Source organism: Aliiroseovarius sp. B-4, assembly GCF_056857795.1.
In genome coordinates this window covers 224,415-246,685 of sequence record NZ_JBSXNV010000040.1, presented here as the reverse complement: position 1 = coordinate 246,685, position 22,271 = coordinate 224,415, and the positions used below count along the sequence as shown (strand labels likewise).

Below are 22,271 nucleotides of genomic sequence, written 5' to 3'. Positions count from 1 at the left end.
TACGGTAAGTAATGACTTACCAAGAATCACTTGCCGCACTGGCGGACCCGACGCGACGCCGAATTTTCGAGGCGATCGTGGACGCGCCGCGACCTGTAGGAGAGCTGGCGCAAGACATGCCCGTCAGCCGCCCCGCCGTGTCGCAACATTTGAAAGTGCTGTCCGACGCCGGTCTTGTCATGTGTCGCGTCGAAGGTGCGCGCCGGATCTACGCGGTTCGCCCTCAAGGGCTTGCGCAGTTGCGGGCGTGGTTGGACAGGCACTGGGACAACGTCATGGATGGTTTTGCTGAAGAAATTAACGGAAGGGACGGCTTAGATGACTGATCCAATTGTGAAAAAACTGAATGTCGCCTGTGATCCTGATCGCGCCTTCGATGTGTTTGTAAACCGCACTACGTCGTGGTGGCCACTGGGTGATCATGCGGTCTCCGCTGGTCAGGGTAAGGCAGCACTAGCCGTCACCATCGAACCGCGCGTTGGCGGAGCGGTCTATGAAACTATGTTCGACGGCGCCCGAACAGATTGGGGCAAAGTGCTGGTGTTTGAGGCCGGTCGCAAGCTCTCTATGACCTGGCACCCCGGCAATAACGCAGATGCACCGACCCGCGTTGATGTGGAATTCGAAGGGTTGGGTGACGGCACGACACGGGTGACGCTGACCCATTCCGGTTGGGAGGTTTGGGGAGAAGATGCCGACACCCGTCGCGGCAGTTATGATGGCGGTTGGGACAACGTGTTCGGCATCTGCTATGCAGCGGCTTTCGCGGATTGAGAGACGAAAAAGGGCGGCCGCGCGGGCCACCCTTCCAAGGACTGTCGTCGATCTTAGTTCTTTTCCTGATCGACCAGTTTACCGGCCGAGATCCAAGGCATCATGTCGCGCAGCTTCTTGCCGACGACCTCGATCTGGTGCTCGTCATTGGCCCGGCGCGACGCTTTGATGGTCGGCTGCCCCACGGCGTTTTCCAGCATGAAGTCACGCACGAATTTGCCCGACTGGATGTCTGCCAGCGTTTCCTTCATCGCCTTCTTGGTCTGCTCATAGGGCAGAATGCGCGGGCCGGTGACATACTGGCCATATTCTGCGGTGTTTGAGATCGAGTAATCCATGTTCGCAATCCCGCCTTCATAGATCAGGTCCACGATAAGCTTGGTTTCGTGCAGACACTCGAAATATGCCATCTCGGGCGCATAGCCCGCTTCGACCAGCGTTTCAAAGCCGCAACGGATCAGTTCGACGATGCCACCGCACAGAACGGCCTGCTCACCGAACAGATCGGTTTCGCATTCCTCGCGGAACTTGGTTTCAATGATGCCCGAGCGTCCGCCGCCGATGGCCGAGCAGTAGGACAAGCCGATTTCCAGCGCCTTGCCGGTCGCATCGGTGTTCACGGCCACAAGGCAGGGCACGCCGCCGCCTTTCTGGTATTCGCCGCGCACGGTGTGACCCGGACCTTTGGGGGCCATCATGATGACGTCCACGCCTTCTTTCGGCTCGATCAGTCCGAAATGCACATTCAGACCGTGGGCGAATGCAATTGCGGCACCGGGCTTGATGTTGTCATGCACGTATTTCTTGTAGGTCTCGGCCTGTAATTCGTCGGGCATGGTGAACATGATCAGGTCGCACCAGGCTGCCGCTTCGGCAATGCCCATGACCTCAAGCCCTTCGGACTGGGCTTTTTTGGCGGATTTGGAACCTTCGCGCAGGGCGACGACAACGTTTTTTGCACCCGAGTCGCGCAGGTTCAGCGCGTGCGCGTGACCTTGGCTGCCATAGCCCAGAATGGCGACTTTCTTGTCTTTGATCAGGTTGATGTCGCAATCGCGATCATAATAAACGCGCATATCAAGCGCTCCTTGCATGAGTTTCGTTCTGACGGGCATCATAGGGGCGTTGTTCACGGTGGCGAGATGGGCGACGACAGTATTTTCGCCCAAATTGGTCATTTCAATTCGCCAATCTTGGTGATAATGAGAAAATCATGCTCGATGACACCGATAGGCGCATCCTTAGACAAATGCAGGCCGACCCAGCGATGGCCTTACCGGACTTGGCTGATCTGACCGGCGTGTCCTCCGCGCGGCTTGCGCGCCGGATCGAACGGTTGCGCGACCAGAATATCCTGCGTGGCCCGCGTGCCGTCATCAACTGGCGCGCCTTGGGCTACACGGTCGAAGTCAGCCTGCGCATCACGCTGGACAAAACACAGGTGCGAGCATTTGACGAGTTCATCGAAGCCGCGCGTGACATTCGCGAAGTCATCGAGATTCAGACCTTTCTAGGCCGCGTTGATGTCCGTCTGTCCGTCATCGCCCGCGATATGGCCCATTATCAGGCGATCTATCGCGACCAATTGCTGGCGCTGCCGCACATCGCCGACATCGAGGCACTGATGCATGTGGCGCGGATCAAATCGGACGAGGCATTGCCGCTGTGATTGAGTTGAACGATATCGACCGGGCGCTTCTACGCGCCTTGTCCGAGGACGCAACGCAGTCGGCCGGCGCGTTGGGGCGAGTTGTCGGGCTTAGCCAACCGGCGACATGGCGGCGCATCAAACGCCTGACCGACCACGGTGTGATTGCCGGGCGGCGTTTGGACTTGGACCGGGAGGCGCTGGGCTTTGGCGTCGCTGTCTTTCTGGGCATCAAGCTGGCCACCAAGGGGCGCGTCAGTCTGGAAGATTTCGAACGTGCGGTGTCGGCCATCCCCGAAGTTCAGACGGTTGAGCATGTGTTGGGAATGTATGATTACCGCCTGCGCGTGGTGGCCCGCGACATTGCTGATTTCGAACGGGTGCTAAGGCGCCGGATCATGACGCTTCCCGGTGTTGGGGATGTTGAAGCCAATGTCCTTCTGTCCGAAGAACGCCGGATGGGGCCGATTTGACGCCTTCCAAACCGGACCAATTTGGGTCACGGTGAACCCAACCTGGAACCCTTGAACGGAGTCTGCCATGAAAGCCCTTTTGCCTGATATTGACCCGGATGGAATGCTGGAATTTTCGGTGGTGTTCACCGACCGATCGCTGAATCATATGTCCAAAGCCTTTCAGGGCGTGATGAACGATATCTCGGCCACGTTGAAAGAGGTCTACAACGGGGACGCCGTGGCAGTCGTACCCGGCGGCGGCACCTACGCGATGGAAGCCGTCGCGCGCCAGTTTGCCACCGGCAAACGTGTGTTGGTCATCCGCAACGGGTTCTTTTCCTTCCGGTGGAGCCAGATATTCGAGATGGGGTCGATCCCGTCAGACGAAACGGTGATGAAGGCCCGCCGCGTTGGCAATGCGCCTGACGCCCCATTTGCACCCGCCCCGATTGACGAGGTGGTGGCCCGCATCACGGACGAACGTCCCGATGTTGTCTTCGCCCCGCATGTGGAAACGGCCAGCGGAATGATCCTGCCGGATGATTATTTGAAAGCCGTGGCTGATGCTGTGCATTCGGTGGGCGGCATCTTCGTGCTGGACTGTATCGCGTCTGGCTGTGCGTGGGTTGATATGAAGGCAACCGGGGTGGATGTGCTGATCTCGGCCCCACAAAAAGGGTGGTCGGCGCAGCCCTCTGCCGGGCTGGTTATGATGAACAAAGCCGCCCGTGATCTGGCGAAAGCGGCGATCTCGACCTCGTTCGCGGTCGATCTGGGCAAATGGCTGTCCATCATGGAAGCGTATGAGGGCGGCGGTCACGCTTATCACGCGACCATGCCAACAGATGCGTTGCGCGCCTTCCGCGACACGATGTTGGAAACCAAGGCCTACGGGTTCAACAAGCTGCGGGAGGCTCAATGGGAACAAGGTCGCCGGGTGCGCGAACTGCTGGCGTCCAAGGGCGTGAAATCCGTGGCAGCGGATGGGTTTACCGCGCCGGGGGTCGTTGTGGCCTATACCTCAGACCCGGATATCAAAGCGGGCAAGCCGTTTGCCGCTGAAGGCGTTCAAATCGCTGCCGGTGTGCCGTTAATGTGTGACGAAGGCGACGACTATTCCAGCTTCCGTCTCGGGCTGTTTGGCCTCGACAAGCTGTATGACGTGGACGCAAGTGTGGCCCGGCTGGACGCCGTTCTGTCAAAAGTGCTGTGACAGGCAGGCGCGCGGATGTCGCCCGCGCGCTTTCAGTGATGTCTGGCGGTCAGGCTTTGCCGCCAGCCATCAGGACCAGCAAGATGTAGATTACCGGAACCGTCGCGACCGCGACCAGCCCGACACCTGTCAGGCCCATGGTCAGAAACGCAAGGACAAGCACGAGCACGATGCCACCAAAAATGCCGAATGTAATCTTCTCGGCGCGGGCATCGGCGGCTTTCTGTTCCGGGGTTTGTTCGTTTGTCATGGCTGTGTCTCCTGTTCGCTGTTTGGTTGGGGTATCATTCACTTGTGAACAGAACGGAATGCGACAATCCGGCATTGCGGCGGCATGACGCAGACAGGTTATTTTGGTCCCAACCCGGCCCGCATCACGCGTTTGCGCATCGGAGTCACGTCATGCACCGCTTTCAGCCCAATCAGACGAATTGCCTGCATGACCCCGTCGCCCGACCGGGTGACACGGTTGAACAGGTCAATCACCCGCGCCCGCCGCGCTATGTCACTGGCGCGGATCTTGGCATAGGCTTGCATCATCGGCGCATCGCCAAGCGTGTGGGGGGATTTCACGGCCAAGTCCAGCAATGCGATCACGTCATTCAGCGACGTGTTCAGCCCTTGCGCGCCAATCGGCGGCAAGGCGTGCGCGGCCTCTGCCACCACGGCCACGCGGCCTGACGTCAGTTGATCCGCCGTTTGTGTGATGATCGGCCAGACCGAGCGATTGCCTTGAAGATGCATCCGCCCAAGCAGGCCGGTCGAGCGGGTGAACATCACATCCTCGAACCGGGCAACCGGCATGTTCATCAGTTCCACCGCGCGCGGACCCTTGTTCATCCAGACGATAGCGGATGCATTCTGTCCGTCGATGTCGGGTAGCGGCACGATGGTAAACGGACCACCTTCATTGTAAATCTCGGTCGAGATGTTCCGGTGCGGTAAGTCATGCGTCACCGTGAATGCCAGAGATTTCTGGCCATAGCGGGTGGTGGAGATGGAAATTCCAGCCGCTTCGCGCAAGGGCGAGAATTTGCCATCCGCCGCAACCCCCATTCGTGCCCGCACGATGTCGCCATTGGTCAGCGTCACGATAATCTGGCCCGTGCGCTGCACGAGCGAACGAAATCCTGTGCCATAGAGGGATTTGATGCGCGGCTGGTCTTGCAGATAGCTCCAGATTTCCCGCCGCACGACCCAGTTCATCAGGTTCCAGCCAAAGGGCTCGTTGCCCATGTCATCGGATTGGAAGACCCGACGCTCGCGGGTTTCGGGGGGCCAACCGACCGTGTCGATCACCGCCAATTGATCCAAGGGTTTTGCGTGGGTTTTCAAAATGGGCCACAGCCCAATTCGATCGAACAACTGTCGTGCGGGCTGCAAAAACGCGGTGGAGCGCAGATCTGATTTGTCCTCATCCGCCGTGATGACCGGTGTGAACGGGTCCGCCATGACGACGCTGAACCCGGCCTCGGCAAAGGCGGCAGCGGTGACTTGTCCGGCGATGCCACCACCCGAGATGAAGATATCAGCGCTGTGGTCCGTCATGGATCATTCCTTCGTGTCAGGGCAGGCGGCATCAACAAGCTGGTGCAGGAATGTGGTCAGATTGTCGGTGTGGTGGTGTATGTGATCGGCTGGCGCGGGGTCCGGTGCAACATGGACCGTACGCATGCCCAAAGCGTGGGGCACGGCCAGATTGCGCGGATCGTCTTCGAACATCGCTGCAACCTCGGGCATCAACCCATCGCGGGCAAACACCGCGTCAAAGGCCGCCCGGTCGGGTTTGGGGTGAAAATCTGCGTGTTCCACGCCATACACCGCATCAAACAACCCCGCCAATCCCCGCGCGGCCAGCACCCGTTCGGCATAGGGTGCCGAGCCGTTTGTATAGACGATCTTGCGACCGGGCAGCGACCGAATGTGCTGCGCCAAGGCCGGATCGACCTCAAGATGCTCCATCGAGATGTCGTGTACATCATGCAGGTAAGGGGCAGGATCGACCCCGTGTTCACGCATCAGCCCGGCCAGCGTGGTGCCATAGGTTTTCCAATAGTATTGGCGAAGCTGGTCAGCCTTGTCCCGGTCCACGCGCAATTCCTGCATCACCCAATTGGTCATGCGGATTTCGATCTGATCGAACAGCCGCGCATGGGGTGGATACAGCGTATTGTCCAGATCAAAGACCCAGGCGCTGACATGAGAAAAGCGATCTTTCACCATGGCGTGACGCTATCCTTCTTGGCAGGCCAAGGGAAGGGGACGGGATGAAGTTCGGGCGGGCTGCGACAGTATGTTTGCCGGTTCATGTTTGCTTTGACCAGTCGTGCGTGGTTAGGTAACGCGATAAAATGCCCGAAGCATGAACGAGGACGACGTGGCAGAAACCAAACAGGGACAGAAAGACGCATACGAGCTGATCCTCGAAGCGATAGATACGGGTACGTACAAACCGGGTGACAGGCTGGTCGAGAGCGAACTGGCCGACAGATTCGGCGTATCACGCACACCCATCCGCGAAGCTCTGCAACGGCTTGAGACGCAGTCGCTTCTGACGCGGGATGGGCGCAGCCTGATCGTTGCATCGCTGAGCCATAATCAACTGGCCGAACTTTACGTGGTGCGTTCGGCGCTTGAAGGTTTGGCCGCGTCACTGGCGGCCCAACACGCCACGCCGGAAGAGATCAGCGTGCTGCGTGAAATGGTCGAGGACGACCGCAAGCGCCTGTCTGATCCGGCGGCCCTGTCGCGATCTAACCGCCGTTTTCACAAGCAACTGCATCTGGCATCACACAACCGCTATCTGGTGCAGCAGTTGGATCTTGTGCACCGTACGATGGCCTTGCTGGCAACCACGTCGCTGGCTGCTGAAGGGCGAAGCGAAAAAGCAATTGCCGAACATGACGCGATTGTCACCGCGATCGAGGCGCGGGACCAAGTGGCGGCGCACACTGCGCTCAAGACCCATATCTCAAAAGCGTTCGAAACGCGGATCAAGCTGGATTCATTGGCGGGGGAATAATCCCCTCGGCATCAGGTTCATCAAACTTACCATGCTGGGTTTTATCCCAGTAAAAAGGTTTGGTCATGATCTCGGTAAAGCCTTTCATCGCGGCCAGCGACGCGAGCGGATAATAGAAATGCAAGGTCGGCACCCAGAACCGCAGCCATCGCAGCTTGTCGTTGCTGACCGCCTGGATGCCAACGGTAATGGTCAATAGCTCGGTTGCCATAAAAACCGTGCCCAGGAGGATCAGAAGCTCACTGGGCATCACCCCGCGCAACGGGTGGGGCAGACCAAGGGGGAACGCCCAGAACGTCCACAGGATCGGGGCCAGAAGGAACTGTGAGAGGCTGCCAAGAAACAGGATTTGAAACCCAAGGAATTTCCACCAACCCAGATCATGCAGAAGTTTGCGGGGCTGACGCATATGAACGCCATAGGTCATGGCATAACCTTTGATCCAGCGCGAGCGTTGTTTGATCCACGGCCAGACGCGGCAATTGGCTTCTTCTTCGGTGACGGTGTCAATCAACTCGGTCCGATAACCATGCCGCGCCAACCGGATCCCCAGATCGGCGTCTTCGGTGACATTATGGGCATCCCAACGCCCTAGCTCCTCCAATGCGTCGCGGCGAAAGAAAAGGGTCGTGCCACCCAGCGGGATAGCGAATCCCGCACGTTCCACACCGGGCAGCACAATTCTCCACCAAGTGGCATATTCGACGGTAAAACAGCGGCTTAACCAGTTTGTGCGCGCGTTGTAGAAATCCAGCTTGCCTTGCAGACAAGCCACCTCGGCCCCGCGTTGGGCGAACCTGCGCACGACTTTGTGAATTTGGTCAGGGTCTGGTGCGTCCTCGGCGTCATAGACGCCAATCACCGAACCTCGGCAAAAATCCAGCGCAAAATTCATCGCGCGTGGTTTGGTTTTCACCACCCCACGCGGCACCACGATCTGCCGCATCCAACGTGGTAGATTAGCCTGCGCGAGGGTCTCTTGCGTCAAAGTATCATCTTCTTCGACCACCAGACACACATCCAATAATTCTTTGGGATAGGACAGCCGCGCCAACCGTTTCACCAAACGCCCCGCGATCTCGCGTTCCTTGTAAAGCGGGACGAGAATGGAAACGGTTGGCAGTTTCAGAAACCCGTGTTTCGGAGCGGATTGTTGGGGGTTCAACGGCGTGGGCGCCCCCCGGCGCCAATACTGAATGGCCGCAATGCCTTTGAGCGCCGAATTCAGAAGCAAGGTCAAAACCGCCCAGATCACCAGCGTTAGAAAACCCGCGAAAGACGAGACAACGAAGATGGCGCACAAACAGATCACAAGTGCGGCCGCAAATCGAGCGACAGTTCCTGCCTGCCAACCGCGACAGCTTTCCGAATCGGAGACGCGGGTTTCGGCGTGGAGTGCCAGCGATCTGTGCCGCATCGCAATCAGCGCGGCCTGAATGTCGCCTTCGGGGGCGACGGCCAGAAAACAGCGCCCCCATTCGGCGGGAAACGTGCGAGATAGCGTGCGGAATTCATCCGGGCGAGAGCAAATGATGACGGTTGCCCCGCCGACCGATTTCCATGGTACGATCCCGTTCCTGATGCAGAATGCGGCACCCAATTGGTCAATCAGACGAACATCTGGCGGCTCGCGTTGCAAATCTGCAATCTGGCACCGATATTGCAGGGCCAATCCAGCATAAAGATCGGCCTCACGCACCCAGCCTTGGGTCAGAAGGATATCACCAAACCGCGCATCCTCGCGGGCCTGTAGCGATACCGCCATGGCGAGGTTTTCAGGGCTTACAGCACCCATCTCCACAAGGATTTGTCCAAGTGGTTTACGCGTTCGCCGACGTGGTATGACAGAGGTCGTTGCCTGCGGCGACGACCGGGCGTCGGTTTGAACAAGGCGCAGGTTGGCGGTTGGCATCTTCGTGCTCTTTGGATTGTCAGACCAAGAGAGCATGTCGAACCTTTGGTTAACGACGAGTTAACCAAAGGTCTATCTTGCAGATTTGTGTGAAATTAGAAGCGGTTTAGGCCCGTGCGTCCATGGCTTGGGCGAAGCGTTCAAACAGATAATAGCTGTCCATCGGACCCGGGCTGGCTTCGGGATGGTACTGCACCGAGAATACCGGGCGGTTTTCCATGCGCAATCCACAGTTTGATCCGTCAAACAACGACACGTGAGTTTCAACCACGCCGTCTGGCAGGCTGGCTGTGTCCACCGCGAACCCGTGGTTCATCGAAGTGATTTCGACCTTGCCCGTATCTTTGTCTTTCACCGGGTGGTTTGCACCATGGTGGCCGTGGTTCATCTTGATCGTCCGCGCGCCAAGCGCCAGCGCCAGCATTTGATGCCCGAGGCAGATGCCAAAGACAGGAATGTCTGTGGTGTCCAGGATCGTCTTGATCATCGGGACCGCATATTCACCCGTTGCGGCAGGATCTCCGGGCCCATTGGACAGAAACACTCCGTCGGGGTTCAGGGCCAGCACCTGGTCGGCCGTAGCGGTGGCGGGCAGAACGGTGACATCGCACCCTGCCGAGGCAAGGCACCGCAGAATGTTGCGTTTTGCGCCATAATCCAACGCGACGACCTTGTGGCGCGGGGTGTCCTGCTTGGGATAGCCGTCGGGCCAGGCCCACCGCATCTGGTCCCATTTGTAGCTCTGCGCACAGGTGACGTCCTTGGCCAGGTCCAACCCCTCCAACCCAGAAAACGCGCGGGCTTCGGCGACCAGCGCCTCGATGTCGAAATTACCCTCTGGGTCATGGGCAATGGCCACATGCGGCGCGCCCTGATGGCGGATCGCGCGGGTCAGACGCCGTGTGTCCACGCCACCAACCCCAATTCGGCCACGTCTTGCCAGCCAATCAACCAGCCGTTCTGTGGAACGCCAGTTAGATGGCTCGGTCGGATCCCATTTGACCACCATCCCCGCAGCGACCGGTTCGCCTGTCTCGTCATCCTCGGGGTTCACACCGACATTGCCGATATGCGGAAAGGTGAAGGTCACGACCTGGCCGGCGTAAGACGGGTCGGTCATAATCTCTTGATACCCCGTCATAGCGGTGTTGAAACACAGCTCGGCGGTGGTGGTGCCGGTTGCCCCGAACCCATGGCCATAGAATATGGTCCCATCGGCAAGGGCCAGGCAGGCGGTGGGTTTTGCAGATGCTTGGACTTGGGCGGTGGCAGCGGACATGTGGCGACTCCCGATCGACAAATTGGCGCGAAACTAGAGGTGCTGGCCTGTCGGGTCAAGAGGCAGTGGAAATAGCGGGCAATTTTACATCTTGTTATTTATCAACATCTTAGAAGATTGCCCTTCCGGTTGAATGCCCCTGCTCTTTTCGATAAGTTGCGAGCTTCGTAAAGGTCACTGTAGATGGATGGACCCATGGACATGCGCAGCCAGGTGAATGACGCCCTGAAGACGGCGATGAAAAACAAGGATGCGGCGCGGTTGTCGACGCTTCGCTTGATCAGCGCTGCGATCAAGGATCGCGATATTGCCATGCGTGGCACCGGAGACGAGGCTGAGGTTACGGACGCGGATGTTTTGGCAATTCTTGGCAAAATGGTAAAGCAACGTCAGGAAAGCGCGCGCGCCTACGAAGAAGGCGGACGGTTGGAGCTTGCTGAGAAAGAGCGCTCGGAAATCGTTGTGATCGAAGAGTTTCTGCCGAAACAATTGTCCGACGAAGAAACCGAGGCCGCTGTTGCCGAGGCCATTTCCGAGGTGGGAGCGGACAGCATTCGGGACATGGGCAAAGTCATGGGCGCCTTGAAAGCCAGATTTACCGGGCAGATGGATTTCGGAAAAGTTGGGCCCATGGTGAAAGAGAAGTTGGGGTAAACTTGACCCTTGCCAACTTGGGCAGGACTTTTCGCACCGATCAGGTATACTGTGTGTATCCGCCGTGCGAGACACCTAAGCCATGCTGACAATTGAACGAGCCAGATTTCCTCAGGATGCGCAAATCGTTGCGACCCTGTTCCTTGGGTATATCGCATTCCTTTTTGATCGATCGCCCGAAGAGCGGGAAAATATCCAGAAAAAATATGACCCGGATAAGATCGATGATCTGGTGACAGGATTTTCGCAGATACACGCCCGTCCGCATGGTGATCTGCTTCTGGCATATCACGGCGAAAAACCCGTTGGCTGTGGAATGATGCGCACGCTGGAGGATGGAATTGCGGAGATCCAGCGAGTTTTCGTGACCGATGAAGCGCGTGGGCTTGGGGCAGGGAAGGCGCTGACCTTGGCGCTGATGGATCAGGCCCGGAAAGACGGCCACTCAAGCGTCCGTCTTGATACCGGTCGGGCGTTGGTCGAAGCATCGGGCCTGTACGAGAAACTGGGCTTCAAGGAATGCGCCCCCTATCATCAGGAAACACCTTATCTGGATCATTTGATCAGGTATTACGAGCGCCCGCTTTAGGCCGCCCTCGCACGGCTTTTGCCCGGTTAACCAATAGATTTGGCGCGCAACAACACCTCAGCAAGCTCGTCGTACAGTCGTGGCCGCTCTTTCTCGGATAGGAATGCGCCAATCTCGACTTCGCGATTGTTTCCTTTCAGCGTCACATAATTCGGGACGGGTCCGCCTTTCTTGTGCATCTCGACCGTGACCCAATAGGTATTTGCCTCCCAGTGTTGGACTTTTCGCCCCGGACCGTGGCGGGTCAGGGTCATGTGGTCAGACCAGATCAACAGTTTTTCAAGTATTTCGCCGTCCTTGTAGCTTTTCTCGATAAAGAACCACAGCGCGCCCATGGCGCCCAAAGCAAACGGCAGTAGCCACCACAGCGTCGTAGAGCCCAACAGCGCCAGAAGTGGGATCAGTATCAATGAAAAGCCCAGCCCCATGATCCAGACAAAGCCGCGACGTGGCAGGGACCGGAACGGCCATAGATGCAGCTCTGCTTTTGGGGCGCCGGGTGCGTCTGTTGGCATCCACTCGTAAGGCATCAGGACGGGCTTTCCAGCAGTTCAAGAACATCTATGAAGAACCGGAGCAGGTCGATGACGCAAGAGAAAAAGCTGAAACGGACGCAAGTGGCGTTGTCGTAACCCGGTGCACCGCTCGCCCAGACGTGATTGGCACAACGCGCGACGGTGGGGCACACTGGCCCTTATCTTGCGAGGAAGGGTATGATGCGATTTCTTTGGATTGGTCTGCTGTGTGCTGCCACCCCCGTCTTTGCGGATGATGCCCAGATTGTGGGCGCGACTGTAACACCCGCTGACGTTGGGTGGACCGTATCGGTGACGATTGCCCATGAAGAAACCGGATGGGATGACTATGCCGATGAATGGCGGATCGAAAATTGGGTGGGTGATACGTTGGGCACACGCGTCTTGCAGCACCCTCATGTCAACGAACAGCCTTTCACCCGAAGCCTGAAAGAGGTCACACTGCCGCAAGGAACCGAAGCCATCTGGATCCGGGCGCGAACCAGTGTCGACGGGTGGGGGGATGAACGATTTGAACTGACACTTCCCGTGGTCGAGTAGCCAGACGTCATACAGATATCAAAAGAAAAGGCCCGGACATCGACCGGGCCTTTTTTGCGATTGTCAGGTCCGCTCAGTGCGAGTGACCTTTGTCCCAGTCTTCCTGTTTGGGCAGGATTTCAAAGGTATGCTCGGGTGGCGGGCTGGGCAGGGTCCATTCCAGCGTATCCGCATATTCGTTCCAATAGTTGTTTTCGGTCACGCGTTTGCCTTTGAACAGCGTGTAGAACACGATGCCAATGAAGAACACGAAGGACGCGAAGGACAGAAACGCACCATAAGAGCTGATCTTGTTCCAGTAAGCGAACGCTTCCGGGTAGTCGATGTAACGACGGGGCATGCCTTGGCGGCCCAGGAAGTGTTGCGGGAAGAAGGTCAGGTTCACGCCGATGAAGAAGGTCCAGAAGTGGATCTTGCCAGCCAACTCAGGATACTGACGACCGCACATTTTGCCGATCCAGTAGTAGATGCCTGCAAAGATACACATCACGGCACCGATCGACATCACGTAGTGGAAGTGCGCCACAACATAATAGGTGTCGTGATACACCCGGTCCACGCCAGCTTGTGACAGCACAACGCCGGTCACGCCACCAACGGTGAACAGGAACAAGAAGCCCATTGCAAAAAGCATGGGTGTCTTGAACTCGATCGAACCGCCCCAAAGCGTCGCGATCCAAGAGAAGATCTTGATCCCGGTCGGCACTGCGATGACCATCGTTGCCAGCATGAAGTAAGATTGCTGGGTCAGTGACATGCCAACCGTGTACATATGGTGCGCCCACACCACGAAGCCGATAAAGCCAATGGCAATCAGTGCCCAGACCATCGGCATATAGCCAAAGATCGGTTTGCGGGCAAACGTAGCAATCACGTGGCTGATCAGACCGAAGCCGGGCAGGATCACGATATACACTTCGGGGTGGCCGAAGAACCACAGGATGTGCTGATACAGCACCGGATCGCCACCGCCCGACGGATCAAAGAATGTCCCGCCGAAGTTGCGATCAATCAGCAGCATGGTGATCGCGCCCGCCAGAACCGGCAGCGACAGCAGGATCAGCCAAGCAGTCACGAAGATGGACCAAGCAAACAGGGGTACCTTGAACAGGGTCATGCCGGGGGCACGCATATTCAGGAACGTGGTGATGATATTGATTGCACCAAGGATCGACGAGGCACCGGAAACGTGCACAGCGAAGATTGCAAGGTCCATGGAATAGCCGCCTTCCGAGGTCGACAAAGGCGGATACAGAACCCAGCCAACGCCCGACCCAAGCTGGTCATTGCCACCCGGCGCCAGCATGGAGGCCACGCCAAGCGCCACACCCGTAGCGTAAAGCCAGAACGACAGGTTGTTCATGCGCGGGAAGGACATGTCCGGAGCGCCGATTTGAAGCGGCATGAAATAGTTGCCAAACCCGCCGAACAGGGCGGGGATGACCACAAAGAACATCATCAAGACACCGTGATAGGTTATCAATACGTTCCAAAGGTGGCCATTTGGCGTGCATTCGGCCGATGCGTCAGCGATGAAGCGCGCACCTTCAAGGCACATATACTGAACACCGGGGTTCATCAGCTCAAGCCGCATGTAAACGGTGAAGGAGACGGAAATGAAGCCCGTCAGACCGGCCAGAAACAGATACAGAATCCCGATATCTTTGTGGTTGGTCGACATGAACCATCGGGTAAAGAACCCGCGATCATCGTGGTGGTCATGGTCGTGAATGGTTGCGTCCGCCATGTATCCCTCCCTTTAGGGTTAACGTGACCGGGGCAAGGAGCAACCTCACCCGGCTTTTTAACGTGTGTAATATGAGGCGCGGAAGCGGGCAATGTCGCAATGGCCGCAATCGACAAAAAAATTCACCCCGCACCGGTATTTACCGGGCGGGGCGCTTCGTTTCAGCAGAAAACCGGCGTTATCGCCGACGCGTCTTAGTTGGTTGCGGTCGAATCGCTTTCGGTCGCTTCATCTTCAGACGCTTCGTCTTCGGCGGCTTCACCATCATCCGACATCTCAGAAGAGAAGGTCGCCAAGAAGGCAACGATGTCTTCCGGTTTGCCCCATTTGAACGTCATTTTCGACTTGGCGGCGGAATCACCGGTATATTCTTTCAGGAACCCTTTGGGATCCTTGATGTATTCCACCAGCGTTTCTTCGGTCCAAACCAGACCGGCTTCGCCGGCAGCAACGATCGAATCGCCGTATTTGAAATCCTCGTAGGCACCAGCTTGCCGACCGACAACGCCGTAGAGGTTCGGGCCGGTCTTGCCACCTTTGAACAGTGCTTCGCCGTTCTCGTCAGCAATAGTGTGACAGGATTTGCATTTTTTGAAGTCTTTTTCGCCTGCGGCAACATCACCTTCTGCGAAGGCTGTGCCCGAAAGCGCAAGAATCATGACGGCGGAAGAGAGAATCGTCTTCATTTTGGTCCTCTTGATAGATTATTTTACGCGTTATGCGTCTTTCTCGTGCGGACCCTGCAGTCATAACAACCCAATTGAAAGACGGCGTGCTGTCGCAGGGAGTTTAGGGATCCACACAGTCTAGTTTTCGCCGACAGGGCCGAAGACCGTATCAAAACATCTGCGCAAGGCATTGTCCACATCGACCATCGTAACAGGCAAACCAAGATCAACCAAGCTGGTCACGCCATGTTCGGAAATGCCGCATGGCACAATGCCCGAGAAATGTTCCAGATCCGGTTCGACATTGATTGATATGCCATGGAAGCTGACCCATTTTCGAAGACGCACCCCGATTGCGGCGATCTTGTCTTCTGGCGACCGCCCCAAGGCTGTTTTGGGCTTGTCGTTGCGAACCACCCAAACCCCAACACGACCTTCGCGCCTCTCTCCGGTGACGTTGAACTCGGCAAGCGTGCTGATAACCCATTCTTCAAGAGCGTTGACGAACGCACGAACATCGCGCCCACGCTTGCCCACATCCAGCATCACATAGGCGACGCGCTGGCCTGGCCCGTGATAGGTGTATTGCCCGCCACGCTTTGACGCGTGGACCGGAAACCGGTCAGGTGCCACAAGATCCTTCCGGTCGGCAGAAGTTCCCGCTGTGTAAAGCGGCGGGTGCTCCAGAAGCCAGATCATCTCGCCTGCTTCGCCGCGTGTCATGGCATCGACATGCGCTTCCATACGCGCGACTGCGGCGTCGTAATCGACCAGTGTGTCGGCGGTCTCCCACGTGACAGGGGGCATATCAGGCAAGGCTTTCATAAGCTTCATTTGGCACCGCCTTGAGGCTTTGTCAAAAAGCATCCTGAATTATTTCCGGCACGCGTTTTTTGGACTTCACATCCCAAGACCCCTTCGCTATGAAGCGCGTCACCTAGCCTGGGCTTGCGGTCGTGGCGGAATTGGTAGACGCGCAGCGTTGAGGTCGCTGTGAGGTAACACTCGTGTGGGTTCGAGTCCCACCGACCGCACCATCCTTGCAGATATTCACCCAATGACAGTCACTATGTTGGTCGGACCGGGTGCCGAGCGCTTGCCCGCTGTTCCGACGCAAGGCTATGGTCACGCCATGATTGATCCAGCCGACAAAGCCTTCCTGACCGACCTGTTCAATGCGGCGATCAGGGCAGCTGACGCAAAGAAGGTCTTGCAGGGTTATCTACCTGCCAAGCCGAAGGGCAAAACCGTGGTCATTGGCGCGGGCAAGGGGGCTGCGCAATTGGCGGCGGCCTTTGAAGAACTATGGGGTGAGCCGGTCGAGGGGGTCGTCGTCACACGCTACGGCTATGGGGCACCATGTCAAAACATCCGGGTAATGGAAGCCGCGCATCCCGTGCCGGATGCGGCAGGGCTTGCGGCCGCGGACGCCCTGATCGAGGCGGTCAGCGGGCTGTGCGAGGACGATCTTGTCGTTGCGTTGATCACCGGTGGAGGGTCCGCGCTTCTGCCTGCGCCGCCCGGTGGCCTGACGCTGGATGACGAACAGCTATTGAACGAGGCGTTGCTGGCCTCCGGGGCTCCGATCTCAGTGATGAATGCGATCCGCAAGCATGTATCGCGGATCAAGGGCGGGCGTCTGGCGATGGCCGCGTTCCCTGCCAACGTGCTTAGCCTGATCGTGTCGGATGTGCCCGGCGATGCCCCGTCGCAGGTGGCATCCGGCCCAACGGTGCCTGACGAGGCTGATCAGGCACAGGCGCTCGCGGCAATCTCGGCGTGGAATATTGATGTGCCGCCACATATCGTGGAGTACATACGGACCAATCCGGCACCCGCGCCGTCAGATCCGGCATTTGCGCGCAACCGGGCAGAGGTTGTCGCGTCGGCCCGATTGAGTCTGGAAGCCGCCGCCGCACGGGCGCTGATGTTGGGCATACCTGCTGTGATCCTGTCTGACGCAATTGAAGGCGAGGCGCGCGAGGTCGCGAAGATGCACGGTGCCATGACGCACGAGGTTCTGACCCGCAATCGTCCGTTCAGCGCCCCCTGCGTCTTGTTGTCGGGTGGTGAAACGACCGTCACCTTGAACGGCGCGGGGCGCGGGGGGCGAAATACCGAGTTCCTTTTGTCTTTGGCGATCACCTGCGAGGGCCTGAACGGGTTCACCGCCTTGGCCGCGGATACCGACGGGATCGACGGATCAGAAGATAATGCCGGGGCGTTTGCCAATGGTCGGTCTGCCGGGCGGTTGCGCGCCATGGGTCAAGATCCGTCCGCACTGTTGGCCGCGAACGATGCTTGGGGGGCTTTCGATGCTTTGGGTGATCTGTTCTCGCCGGGGCCAACGGGCACCAACGTCAATGACTTCCGGGCCATTCTGATCCGATAACCTGACGGATGGGGCGCCGCGCACAGCGCCCCAACGACCTCTATGCGGCCAGTTTTTCGATATGTGCGTCGGCGTCGGCTAAGCCATCTGCGCCGGTTGCGGAAATAAACTCGACATCAGAAATGCCCATGAAGCCCAGAATGTGTTTGAGATACGGTGTCACGAAATCATGTGGTGCCCCAACAGGTGTGCCAGCCGATGCGGTCACCACGATAACGCGCTTCCCGGTCAACAGGCCTTCGGGTGTGCCGTCTTCGCGGTAGCGAAAGGTGACACCGGCACGCGCAAGGTGATCGACCCACGCCTTCAGTGTGGACGGGATCGAAAAGTTATAGGTCGCGGCGGAAATCACGATCAGGTCGGCGGCCTGAACCTCGGCTACGATCTGATCTGAAAGAGCGAGTGCGGCGTTGTCGTTTGCGCTCCGCGCCTCGGGCGGGGTAAAGGTTGCGGCGGTCCAGGCGGCGTCCAGATGCGGGATGCCCTGTGCCAGATCGCGGGTGGTCACAGTGGTGTCAGCGTGTTTGGCAACCACTTTGTCAGCCAGTGCGCGCGAGATCGAACCGTCGGTCCGGGCGGAACTGTCGATGCGAAGGATGTGTGTCATGTTGTGCTCCAGTTTTGCTTTGGAGGAAATATGTGACCTTGCAAAAACAAACGCAATCTGCGCAATTTAACAGTATATGTTGGAAAATGCACAGAAGACTTGAATGAATCACTGGGACGAGATCAGAACCGCCTATCACGTCGCGCGGGCGGGCACGGTCAGCGGCGCAGCGGAAGCCTTGGGCATCCATCACGCGACGGTCATTCGCCATATTGACGCGCTGGAGCACCGGTTGGGCGTGAAACTGTTTCAACGCCACGCGCGCGGCTATACACCGACCGAAGCGGGGGCGGACCTTGCGCGAATTGCGCAGGTGACGGAAGACCAGTTCACCCAGCTCGAGGGGCGGTTGAAGGGTCAGGGGGATGATGTAGCGGGCGATCTGGTCATCACAGCCTTGCCCGGTTTTTCCGCGCGGTTGGCCCCGGTGTTGACGGAATTTCAATCCCGCCATCCCGGACTGCGCGTGCAGCTTTTGACCGGGCCGAGAATTTTCAAGCTTGAGTATGGCGAAGCGCATGTTGCGATCCGCGCCGGGACTGCGCCGCAGGAACCCGACAATGTGGTCCAGCCGTTCCTGGATGTAACCTTCGGCCTGTATGCCGCCCAAAGTTACATCGACAAGCACGACCTGCCGACGGAAGAGACATTGGCCGACCATCGTTTCATCGGAACGGGTGATCTGAACTCTCGCGCGCCGTTCATGCGGTGGCTTGCGCAAAATATCCCGGCCGAGAACGTGCGGTTTCAAGTGTCCGATGACATCGCAATGCGTGAGGCGTTAATCGCCGGAGCAGGCTTGGGCTTTGCGGTGGATGGGTCGCAGGACGGTCTGGTTCGGATCATACCATCCAAAGAAGAATGGAAGTCGCGTTTGTGGCTTGTGACCCATGTCGACCTTCATCGGTCAACCAAAGTACAGGCTATTCTTGCCCATCTGAAAGCCGCCGCGCGCCAATGGGCAAAAGATGATGCGGGCCTGTCCTTGCCTTAGCCGTTATGATCGTCGCGAAGTTCGGTTTCAAGGAACCGCTCGAAGGCATCAAGGTTCACGGGTTCGAACTGTCCAAACCCCTGCATCCAGACCGATGCATCGCGCAACGCGTCGGGTTCCAGCTTGCACCACTTCACCCGTCCGCGCTTTTCCTGGCTGATCAGCCCGGCGCGGGTCAGGATCGTCAGGTGCTTCGAAATCGCTGCCAGCGACATCTCGAACGGCTCCGCGACGTCTGTGACGGCCATGTCATCTTCCAGAAGCATTGTCAAAATGGCGCGCCGGGTCGGGTCGGACAGGGCGGCAAAGGCAAGATCAAGACGAGTGCTCATGCCTTTGGGTTAAGTCTGGGCGGTTCAATCGTCAACCAAATGGTTGAATAAGCGGATTTCACACGAAAGGGGGTCTGACGTGGGCCTGTGTCGCCGCAACGAATCCCGGCCCAGATCAAAAACGATATATATCAATACTTTAAACAATATCCTGTTCGCGCTAAACACCGTTGACTCACAACGTTCCAGCCCTTAGCACATGCAGCAACCGTTACCGGAGGCATTTCCTTGTCCAACGAACCCGATCGCGAGCGTTTGCGACAGCTCGAGACGCGCCTGAAAGAGGCGAAGGGTGAGGAGAAGCAAAAAAAGACCGGAGACGAGGCCTACAATCAGGCGTCCTTCGCCTGGCAGATGGTCATAGAGCTTACCGTCGGTCTGTTGATCGGCTTTGGCATCGGATACGGGTTGGATGCACTGTTTGGCACGAAACCCATCTTCATGGTGCTGTTCATAATGTTGGGTTTCGCCGCAGGCATGAAGGTTATGCTGTCCACGGCTGCCCAAATGCAGAAGAAAGCGGAAGATGCGCAGAACGCGCAGACCACCGCGGAAGAAGAGGGTAACGGACGTGGCTGATCAAAGCGCAAAACAGGGTGGCGGCCCGATCATCAAGATCGCATTCTTTGTTGTTCTGGCTCTGGTGCTTCTGTCTGGCTTGCTTTTCGCGCCGGAACAACCTGGTCTGGCCATTCATCCGATGGAACAGTTCGAGATCAAACCGCTGTTTGGCGGTGATCATCTTGGGACATTTACCCCGACCAACCAAACGCTTTGGTTGTTTCTGGCAATCGTCGGCGTCGTGCTGCTGCTGGTCGTCGGATCGCGTGGTCGTGCGATTGTGCCGACACGTGGGCAGTCGGTCGCCGAACTGGCATACGGCTTTGTTTACAAGATGGTCGAGGACGTTGCGGGCAAGGATGCCGTCAAGTATTTTCCTGGCGTCATGACCCTGTTCATGTTCATCGTTTTCGCCAACGTCCTTGGTCTGATCCCGACCAGCCTCACAACTACCAGCCATATCGCTGTCACGGGGGTGCTGGCCCTGATCGTGTTTGTTTTCGTAACAGGGCTGGGCTTTGTGAAACACGGCGTTGGCTTTCTTGGGTTGTTCTGGGTGTCGGCCGCACCGTTGCCGCTGCGCCCGGTATTGGCCATCATCGAGATCATTTCCTACTTCGTGCGCCCCGTCAGCCACTCCATTCGTTTGGCCGGCAACATGATGGCTGGCCACGCAGTGATCAAGGTTTTCGCCGGCTTCGCCGCAGCCCTTGGGCTGTTCGGCTTCCTGCCGATCCTCGCAATTGCAGCGTTCTTCGCTCTCGAAGTGCTCGTGGCCTTTATTCAGGCTTATGTCTTCGCGATCCTGACCTGCGTATATCTGAAAGACGCACTGCATCCGTCGCACTAAGATAAGACGGTTGCAGCCCGCTCATCCAACCAATTCAAGCATTCCAACGTAAGGAGAAATCACAATGGAAGGCAATATCGCTCAAATGGGTCAATTCATCGGTGCAGGTCTGGCAGCTATCGGTTCGGGTGCCGCCGCTATCGGTGTGGGCCACGTTGCTGGTAACTTCCTGGCTGGTGCCCTGCGCAACCCGTCGGCAGCTGCCGCACAAACGGCGACCCTGTTCATCGGCATCGCATTTGCAGAAGCTCTGGGCATCTTCTCGTTCCTGGTCGCACTTCTGCTGATGTTTGCTGTCTAAGACCTGAACCTTCCTTACGAAGGGGTGGATCATCCTTGATCCGCCCCATCTAATCCGGTTCCAGGAGATAAGACATGGCAATTACTACGCAACAGACCGCGGCAGCCACAGAAGGTGGTGCAGAAGCCGCAGGCATGCCGCAGCTGGATTTCTCGACCTTCGGGAACCAGATTTTCTGGCTCGTTGTCACGCTGGTGGTGATCTATTTGGTCCTGACCAAAGTCGCATTACCTCGGATCGAGGCTGTGTTGGCGGAGCGTCGGGGCACGATCACAAGTGACCTGACGGCGGCCGAAGATCTGAAGCAGAAGGCCGTCGAGGCCGAAGAAGCCTATAACAAAGCCCTTGCCGACGCCCGTGCAGAAGCAAACAAGATTGTTGCAGAAGCCCGCGCCGACATTCAGGGCGAAGTCGATGCAGCCGCCGCCAAGGCAGATGCAGAGATTGCGGCCAAGGCTGCCGAAAGCGAAGCCGCCATCGCGGAAATTCGCGCCGGTGCGGTTGACAGCGTAAAAGCGGTGGCCAAAGACGCGGCGAAAGAAATCTTGACATCAATGGGCTACAAGGCGGACGCCAAATCAATCACCGCTGCGGTGACTTCGCGGATGAAAGGGTAAAGACATGAAGACATTTACTCTTGCGCCACTGTTTTTGGTAATCGCAGCGCCGGCATTTGCCGCAGAAAAAACGGGTTGGGCTGATCTGGCAAACACCGATACTGTGGTCGTGCTGGCTTTCCTGCTGTTCGTTACCTTCCTGGGATATATGGGCGTTCACAAAATGCTTGGTTCCCAGTTGGACAACCGCGCCGAAGGCATCAAGTCCGAACTTGAAGAGGCACGTGCGTTGCGTGAAGAGGCGCAGACCATTCTGGCGTCTTATGAACGCAAGCAGAAAGAAGTAGCCAAACAGGCTGAACGCATTGTCGCCCATGCGAAAGAAGAAGCAGCCAACGCCGCGACAGCTGCGAAGGAGGACCTGAAAGCCTCGATCGCACGTCGTCTTGCGGCCGCGGAAGACCAAATCGTTTCGGCGCAATCCGCCGCAGTGAAAGAGGTCCGCGATACTGCGGCTCAGGTCGCAGTGGCTGCCGCGCGCGATGTGATCGCCAAGCAGATGACAGCAACCGAGGGCAACAGCCTGATCGACGATGCGATCAAGACGGTTGAAGCCAAGCTGCACTAAGCCTCAGATCAA

Annotated in this window: 28 protein-coding genes and 1 tRNA gene; 17 read left to right on the top strand and 12 right to left on the bottom strand. The window is 57.7% G+C overall.

What is annotated here, in order from left to right; all coding sequences use genetic code 11:
• Positions 1–11 precede the first annotated feature (11 nt).
• Both AC13C8_RS15100 and AC13C8_RS15095 read left to right on the top strand, forming a co-directional pair.
• On the top strand, positions 12–326 hold the full coding sequence (locus AC13C8_RS15100) for an ArsR/SmtB family transcription factor (RefSeq protein WP_091431342.1): 315 nt from the start codon (positions 12–14) through the stop codon (positions 324–326).
• Entirely contained in the window at positions 319–774 is a 456-nt protein-coding gene (locus tag AC13C8_RS15095) for an SRPBCC domain-containing protein (RefSeq protein ID WP_482848107.1), read from the top strand. The genes AC13C8_RS15100 and AC13C8_RS15095 overlap by 8 nt, the downstream gene beginning before the upstream one ends.
• Before the next feature lie 53 nt (positions 775–827).
• Here AC13C8_RS15095 and ilvC read toward each other — a convergent pair whose 3' ends face one another.
• The gene (ilvC, locus tag AC13C8_RS15090; RefSeq protein WP_482848105.1) at positions 828–1,850 is read right to left on the bottom strand and encodes a ketol-acid reductoisomerase; all 1,023 of its coding nucleotides are present in this window, start codon (positions 1,848–1,850) and stop codon (positions 828–830) included.
• A gap of 137 nt (positions 1,851–1,987) precedes the next feature.
• Between ilvC and AC13C8_RS15085 the strand changes: the two genes are divergently transcribed.
• The 3 genes from AC13C8_RS15085 to AC13C8_RS15075 all read left to right on the top strand — a co-directional run bounded on the left by AC13C8_RS15085 (position 1,988) and on the right by AC13C8_RS15075 (position 4,090).
• Positions 1,988–2,443, top strand: coding sequence for an Lrp/AsnC family transcriptional regulator (locus tag AC13C8_RS15085; RefSeq protein WP_091431337.1), 456 nt, complete (start codon positions 1,988–1,990; stop codon positions 2,441–2,443).
• Entirely contained in the window at positions 2,440–2,895 is a 456-nt protein-coding gene (locus AC13C8_RS15080) for an Lrp/AsnC family transcriptional regulator (protein WP_482848104.1), read from the top strand. The genes AC13C8_RS15085 and AC13C8_RS15080 overlap by 4 nt, the downstream gene beginning before the upstream one ends.
• Before the next feature lie 67 nt (positions 2,896–2,962).
• Positions 2,963–4,090 carry an aminotransferase class V-fold PLP-dependent enzyme gene (locus AC13C8_RS15075; RefSeq protein WP_482848102.1) on the top strand — a complete coding sequence of 376 codons (1,128 nt, stop codon included), beginning with the start codon at positions 2,963–2,965 and terminating at the stop codon, positions 4,088–4,090.
• A gap of 49 nt (positions 4,091–4,139) precedes the next feature.
• Here the strand turns inward: AC13C8_RS15075 and AC13C8_RS15070 are convergent, their stop codons facing one another.
• The 3 genes from AC13C8_RS15070 to AC13C8_RS15060 form a co-directional block, all read right to left on the bottom strand.
• Positions 4,140–4,340, bottom strand: a complete 201-nt coding sequence (locus AC13C8_RS15070) for a hypothetical protein (RefSeq protein WP_091431330.1) — start codon at positions 4,338–4,340, stop codon at positions 4,140–4,142.
• Positions 4,341–4,438: 98 nt separating this feature from the next.
• Complete coding sequence (locus AC13C8_RS15065; RefSeq protein WP_091431328.1) at positions 4,439–5,638, bottom strand: FAD-dependent monooxygenase; 1,200 nt, start codon at positions 5,636–5,638, stop codon at positions 4,439–4,441.
• Between the two features lie 3 nt (positions 5,639–5,641).
• Complete coding sequence (locus tag AC13C8_RS15060) at positions 5,642–6,313, bottom strand: pyrimidine 5'-nucleotidase (RefSeq protein WP_482848100.1); 672 nt, start codon at positions 6,311–6,313, stop codon at positions 5,642–5,644.
• A 139-nt stretch (positions 6,314–6,452) separates the two neighbouring features.
• Here AC13C8_RS15060 and AC13C8_RS15055 point away from each other — a divergent pair, with 139 nt between their 5' ends.
• The gene (locus AC13C8_RS15055) at positions 6,453–7,112 is read left to right on the top strand and encodes a GntR family transcriptional regulator (RefSeq protein WP_091431324.1); all 660 of its coding nucleotides are present in this window, start codon (positions 6,453–6,455) and stop codon (positions 7,110–7,112) included.
• On the opposite strand, the gene AC13C8_RS15050 is transcribed toward AC13C8_RS15055, so the two are convergent.
• Positions 7,084–9,024 carry a glycosyltransferase gene (locus AC13C8_RS15050; protein WP_177179350.1) on the bottom strand — a complete coding sequence of 647 codons (1,941 nt, stop codon included), beginning with the start codon at positions 9,022–9,024 and terminating at the stop codon, positions 7,084–7,086. The genes AC13C8_RS15055 and AC13C8_RS15050 overlap by 29 nt on opposite strands.
• 106 nt (positions 9,025–9,130) lie before the next feature.
• Positions 9,131–10,303, bottom strand: a complete 1,173-nt coding sequence (gene carA / locus AC13C8_RS15045; protein ID WP_091431320.1) for a glutamine-hydrolyzing carbamoyl-phosphate synthase small subunit — start codon at positions 10,301–10,303, stop codon at positions 9,131–9,133.
• Between the two features lie 195 nt (positions 10,304–10,498).
• On the opposite strand from carA, the gene AC13C8_RS15040 reads away from it, so the two are divergent.
• Both AC13C8_RS15040 and AC13C8_RS15035 read left to right on the top strand, forming a co-directional pair.
• Positions 10,499–10,957, top strand: coding sequence for a GatB/YqeY domain-containing protein (locus tag AC13C8_RS15040; RefSeq protein WP_091432597.1), 459 nt, complete (start codon positions 10,499–10,501; stop codon positions 10,955–10,957).
• A gap of 82 nt (positions 10,958–11,039) precedes the next feature.
• Positions 11,040–11,546, top strand: a complete 507-nt coding sequence (locus tag AC13C8_RS15035; RefSeq protein ID WP_482848097.1) for a GNAT family N-acetyltransferase — start codon at positions 11,040–11,042, stop codon at positions 11,544–11,546.
• A gap of 26 nt (positions 11,547–11,572) precedes the next feature.
• Here the strand turns inward: AC13C8_RS15035 and AC13C8_RS15030 are convergent, their stop codons facing one another.
• Positions 11,573–12,076, bottom strand: a complete 504-nt coding sequence (locus tag AC13C8_RS15030; RefSeq protein WP_482848096.1) for a DUF2244 domain-containing protein — start codon at positions 12,074–12,076, stop codon at positions 11,573–11,575.
• Between the two features lie 183 nt (positions 12,077–12,259).
• On the opposite strand from AC13C8_RS15030, the gene AC13C8_RS15025 reads away from it, so the two are divergent.
• On the top strand, positions 12,260–12,622 hold the full coding sequence (locus AC13C8_RS15025) for a hypothetical protein (RefSeq protein ID WP_482848094.1): 363 nt from the start codon (positions 12,260–12,262) through the stop codon (positions 12,620–12,622).
• A gap of 73 nt (positions 12,623–12,695) precedes the next feature.
• On the opposite strand, the gene AC13C8_RS15020 is transcribed toward AC13C8_RS15025, so the two are convergent.
• From AC13C8_RS15020 to lipB, 3 genes are all read right to left on the bottom strand, one after another.
• Positions 12,696–14,369, bottom strand: a complete 1,674-nt coding sequence (locus tag AC13C8_RS15020; RefSeq protein ID WP_091431315.1) for a cytochrome c oxidase subunit I — start codon at positions 14,367–14,369, stop codon at positions 12,696–12,698.
• A 194-nt stretch (positions 14,370–14,563) separates the two neighbouring features.
• Positions 14,564–15,055, bottom strand: a complete 492-nt coding sequence (locus tag AC13C8_RS15015; RefSeq protein ID WP_482848093.1) for a c-type cytochrome — start codon at positions 15,053–15,055, stop codon at positions 14,564–14,566.
• Positions 15,056–15,175: 120 nt separating this feature from the next.
• On the bottom strand, positions 15,176–15,862 hold the full coding sequence (gene lipB / locus AC13C8_RS15010) for a lipoyl(octanoyl) transferase LipB (RefSeq protein WP_177179385.1): 687 nt from the start codon (positions 15,860–15,862) through the stop codon (positions 15,176–15,178).
• A gap of 125 nt (positions 15,863–15,987) precedes the next feature.
• On the opposite strand from lipB, the gene AC13C8_RS15005 reads away from it, so the two are divergent.
• A tRNA-Leu gene (locus AC13C8_RS15005) sits at positions 15,988–16,074 on the top strand.
• A gap of 95 nt (positions 16,075–16,169) precedes the next feature.
• On the top strand, positions 16,170–17,429 hold the full coding sequence (locus tag AC13C8_RS15000; protein ID WP_482848186.1) for a glycerate kinase type-2 family protein: 1,260 nt from the start codon (positions 16,170–16,172) through the stop codon (positions 17,427–17,429).
• Between the two features lie 40 nt (positions 17,430–17,469).
• Here AC13C8_RS15000 and AC13C8_RS14995 read toward each other — a convergent pair whose 3' ends face one another.
• The gene (locus AC13C8_RS14995) at positions 17,470–18,036 is read right to left on the bottom strand and encodes an FMN-dependent NADH-azoreductase (protein ID WP_482848092.1); all 567 of its coding nucleotides are present in this window, start codon (positions 18,034–18,036) and stop codon (positions 17,470–17,472) included.
• 103 nt (positions 18,037–18,139) lie between these two features.
• On the opposite strand from AC13C8_RS14995, the gene AC13C8_RS14990 reads away from it, so the two are divergent.
• A complete protein-coding gene (locus tag AC13C8_RS14990; protein WP_482848090.1) occupies positions 18,140–19,030 on the top strand; it encodes a LysR family transcriptional regulator in 891 nt (296 codons plus the stop codon).
• On the opposite strand, the gene AC13C8_RS14985 is transcribed toward AC13C8_RS14990, so the two are convergent.
• Positions 19,027–19,362: an ArsR/SmtB family transcription factor gene (locus AC13C8_RS14985; RefSeq protein ID WP_482848088.1), complete on the bottom strand. Its 336-nt coding sequence runs from the start codon at positions 19,360–19,362 to the stop codon at positions 19,027–19,029. The two genes, AC13C8_RS14990 and AC13C8_RS14985, sit on opposite strands and share 4 nt — an antisense overlap.
• Positions 19,363–19,590: 228 nt before the next feature.
• Between AC13C8_RS14985 and AC13C8_RS14980 the strand changes: the two genes are divergently transcribed.
• The 5 genes from AC13C8_RS14980 to AC13C8_RS14960 all read left to right on the top strand — a co-directional run bounded on the left by AC13C8_RS14980 (position 19,591) and on the right by AC13C8_RS14960 (position 22,259).
• A complete protein-coding gene (locus AC13C8_RS14980; RefSeq protein WP_091431299.1) occupies positions 19,591–19,941 on the top strand; it encodes an AtpZ/AtpI family protein in 351 nt (116 codons plus the stop codon).
• Between the two features lie 28 nt (positions 19,942–19,969).
• Complete coding sequence (locus AC13C8_RS14975) at positions 19,970–20,773, top strand: F0F1 ATP synthase subunit A (protein ID WP_091432589.1); 804 nt, start codon at positions 19,970–19,972, stop codon at positions 20,771–20,773.
• A gap of 64 nt (positions 20,774–20,837) precedes the next feature.
• Positions 20,838–21,074: a F0F1 ATP synthase subunit C gene (locus AC13C8_RS14970; protein ID WP_055188564.1), complete on the top strand. Its 237-nt coding sequence runs from the start codon at positions 20,838–20,840 to the stop codon at positions 21,072–21,074.
• 74 nt (positions 21,075–21,148) lie between these two features.
• Positions 21,149–21,691 (top strand): F0F1 ATP synthase subunit B', encoded by a 543-nt coding sequence (locus AC13C8_RS14965; RefSeq protein WP_482848085.1) that lies wholly within the window; start codon positions 21,149–21,151, stop codon positions 21,689–21,691.
• A 4-nt stretch (positions 21,692–21,695) separates the two neighbouring features.
• The gene (locus AC13C8_RS14960) at positions 21,696–22,259 is read left to right on the top strand and encodes a F0F1 ATP synthase subunit B family protein (protein WP_482848084.1); all 564 of its coding nucleotides are present in this window, start codon (positions 21,696–21,698) and stop codon (positions 22,257–22,259) included.
• The last annotated feature ends 12 nt before the right edge of the window (positions 22,260–22,271 follow it).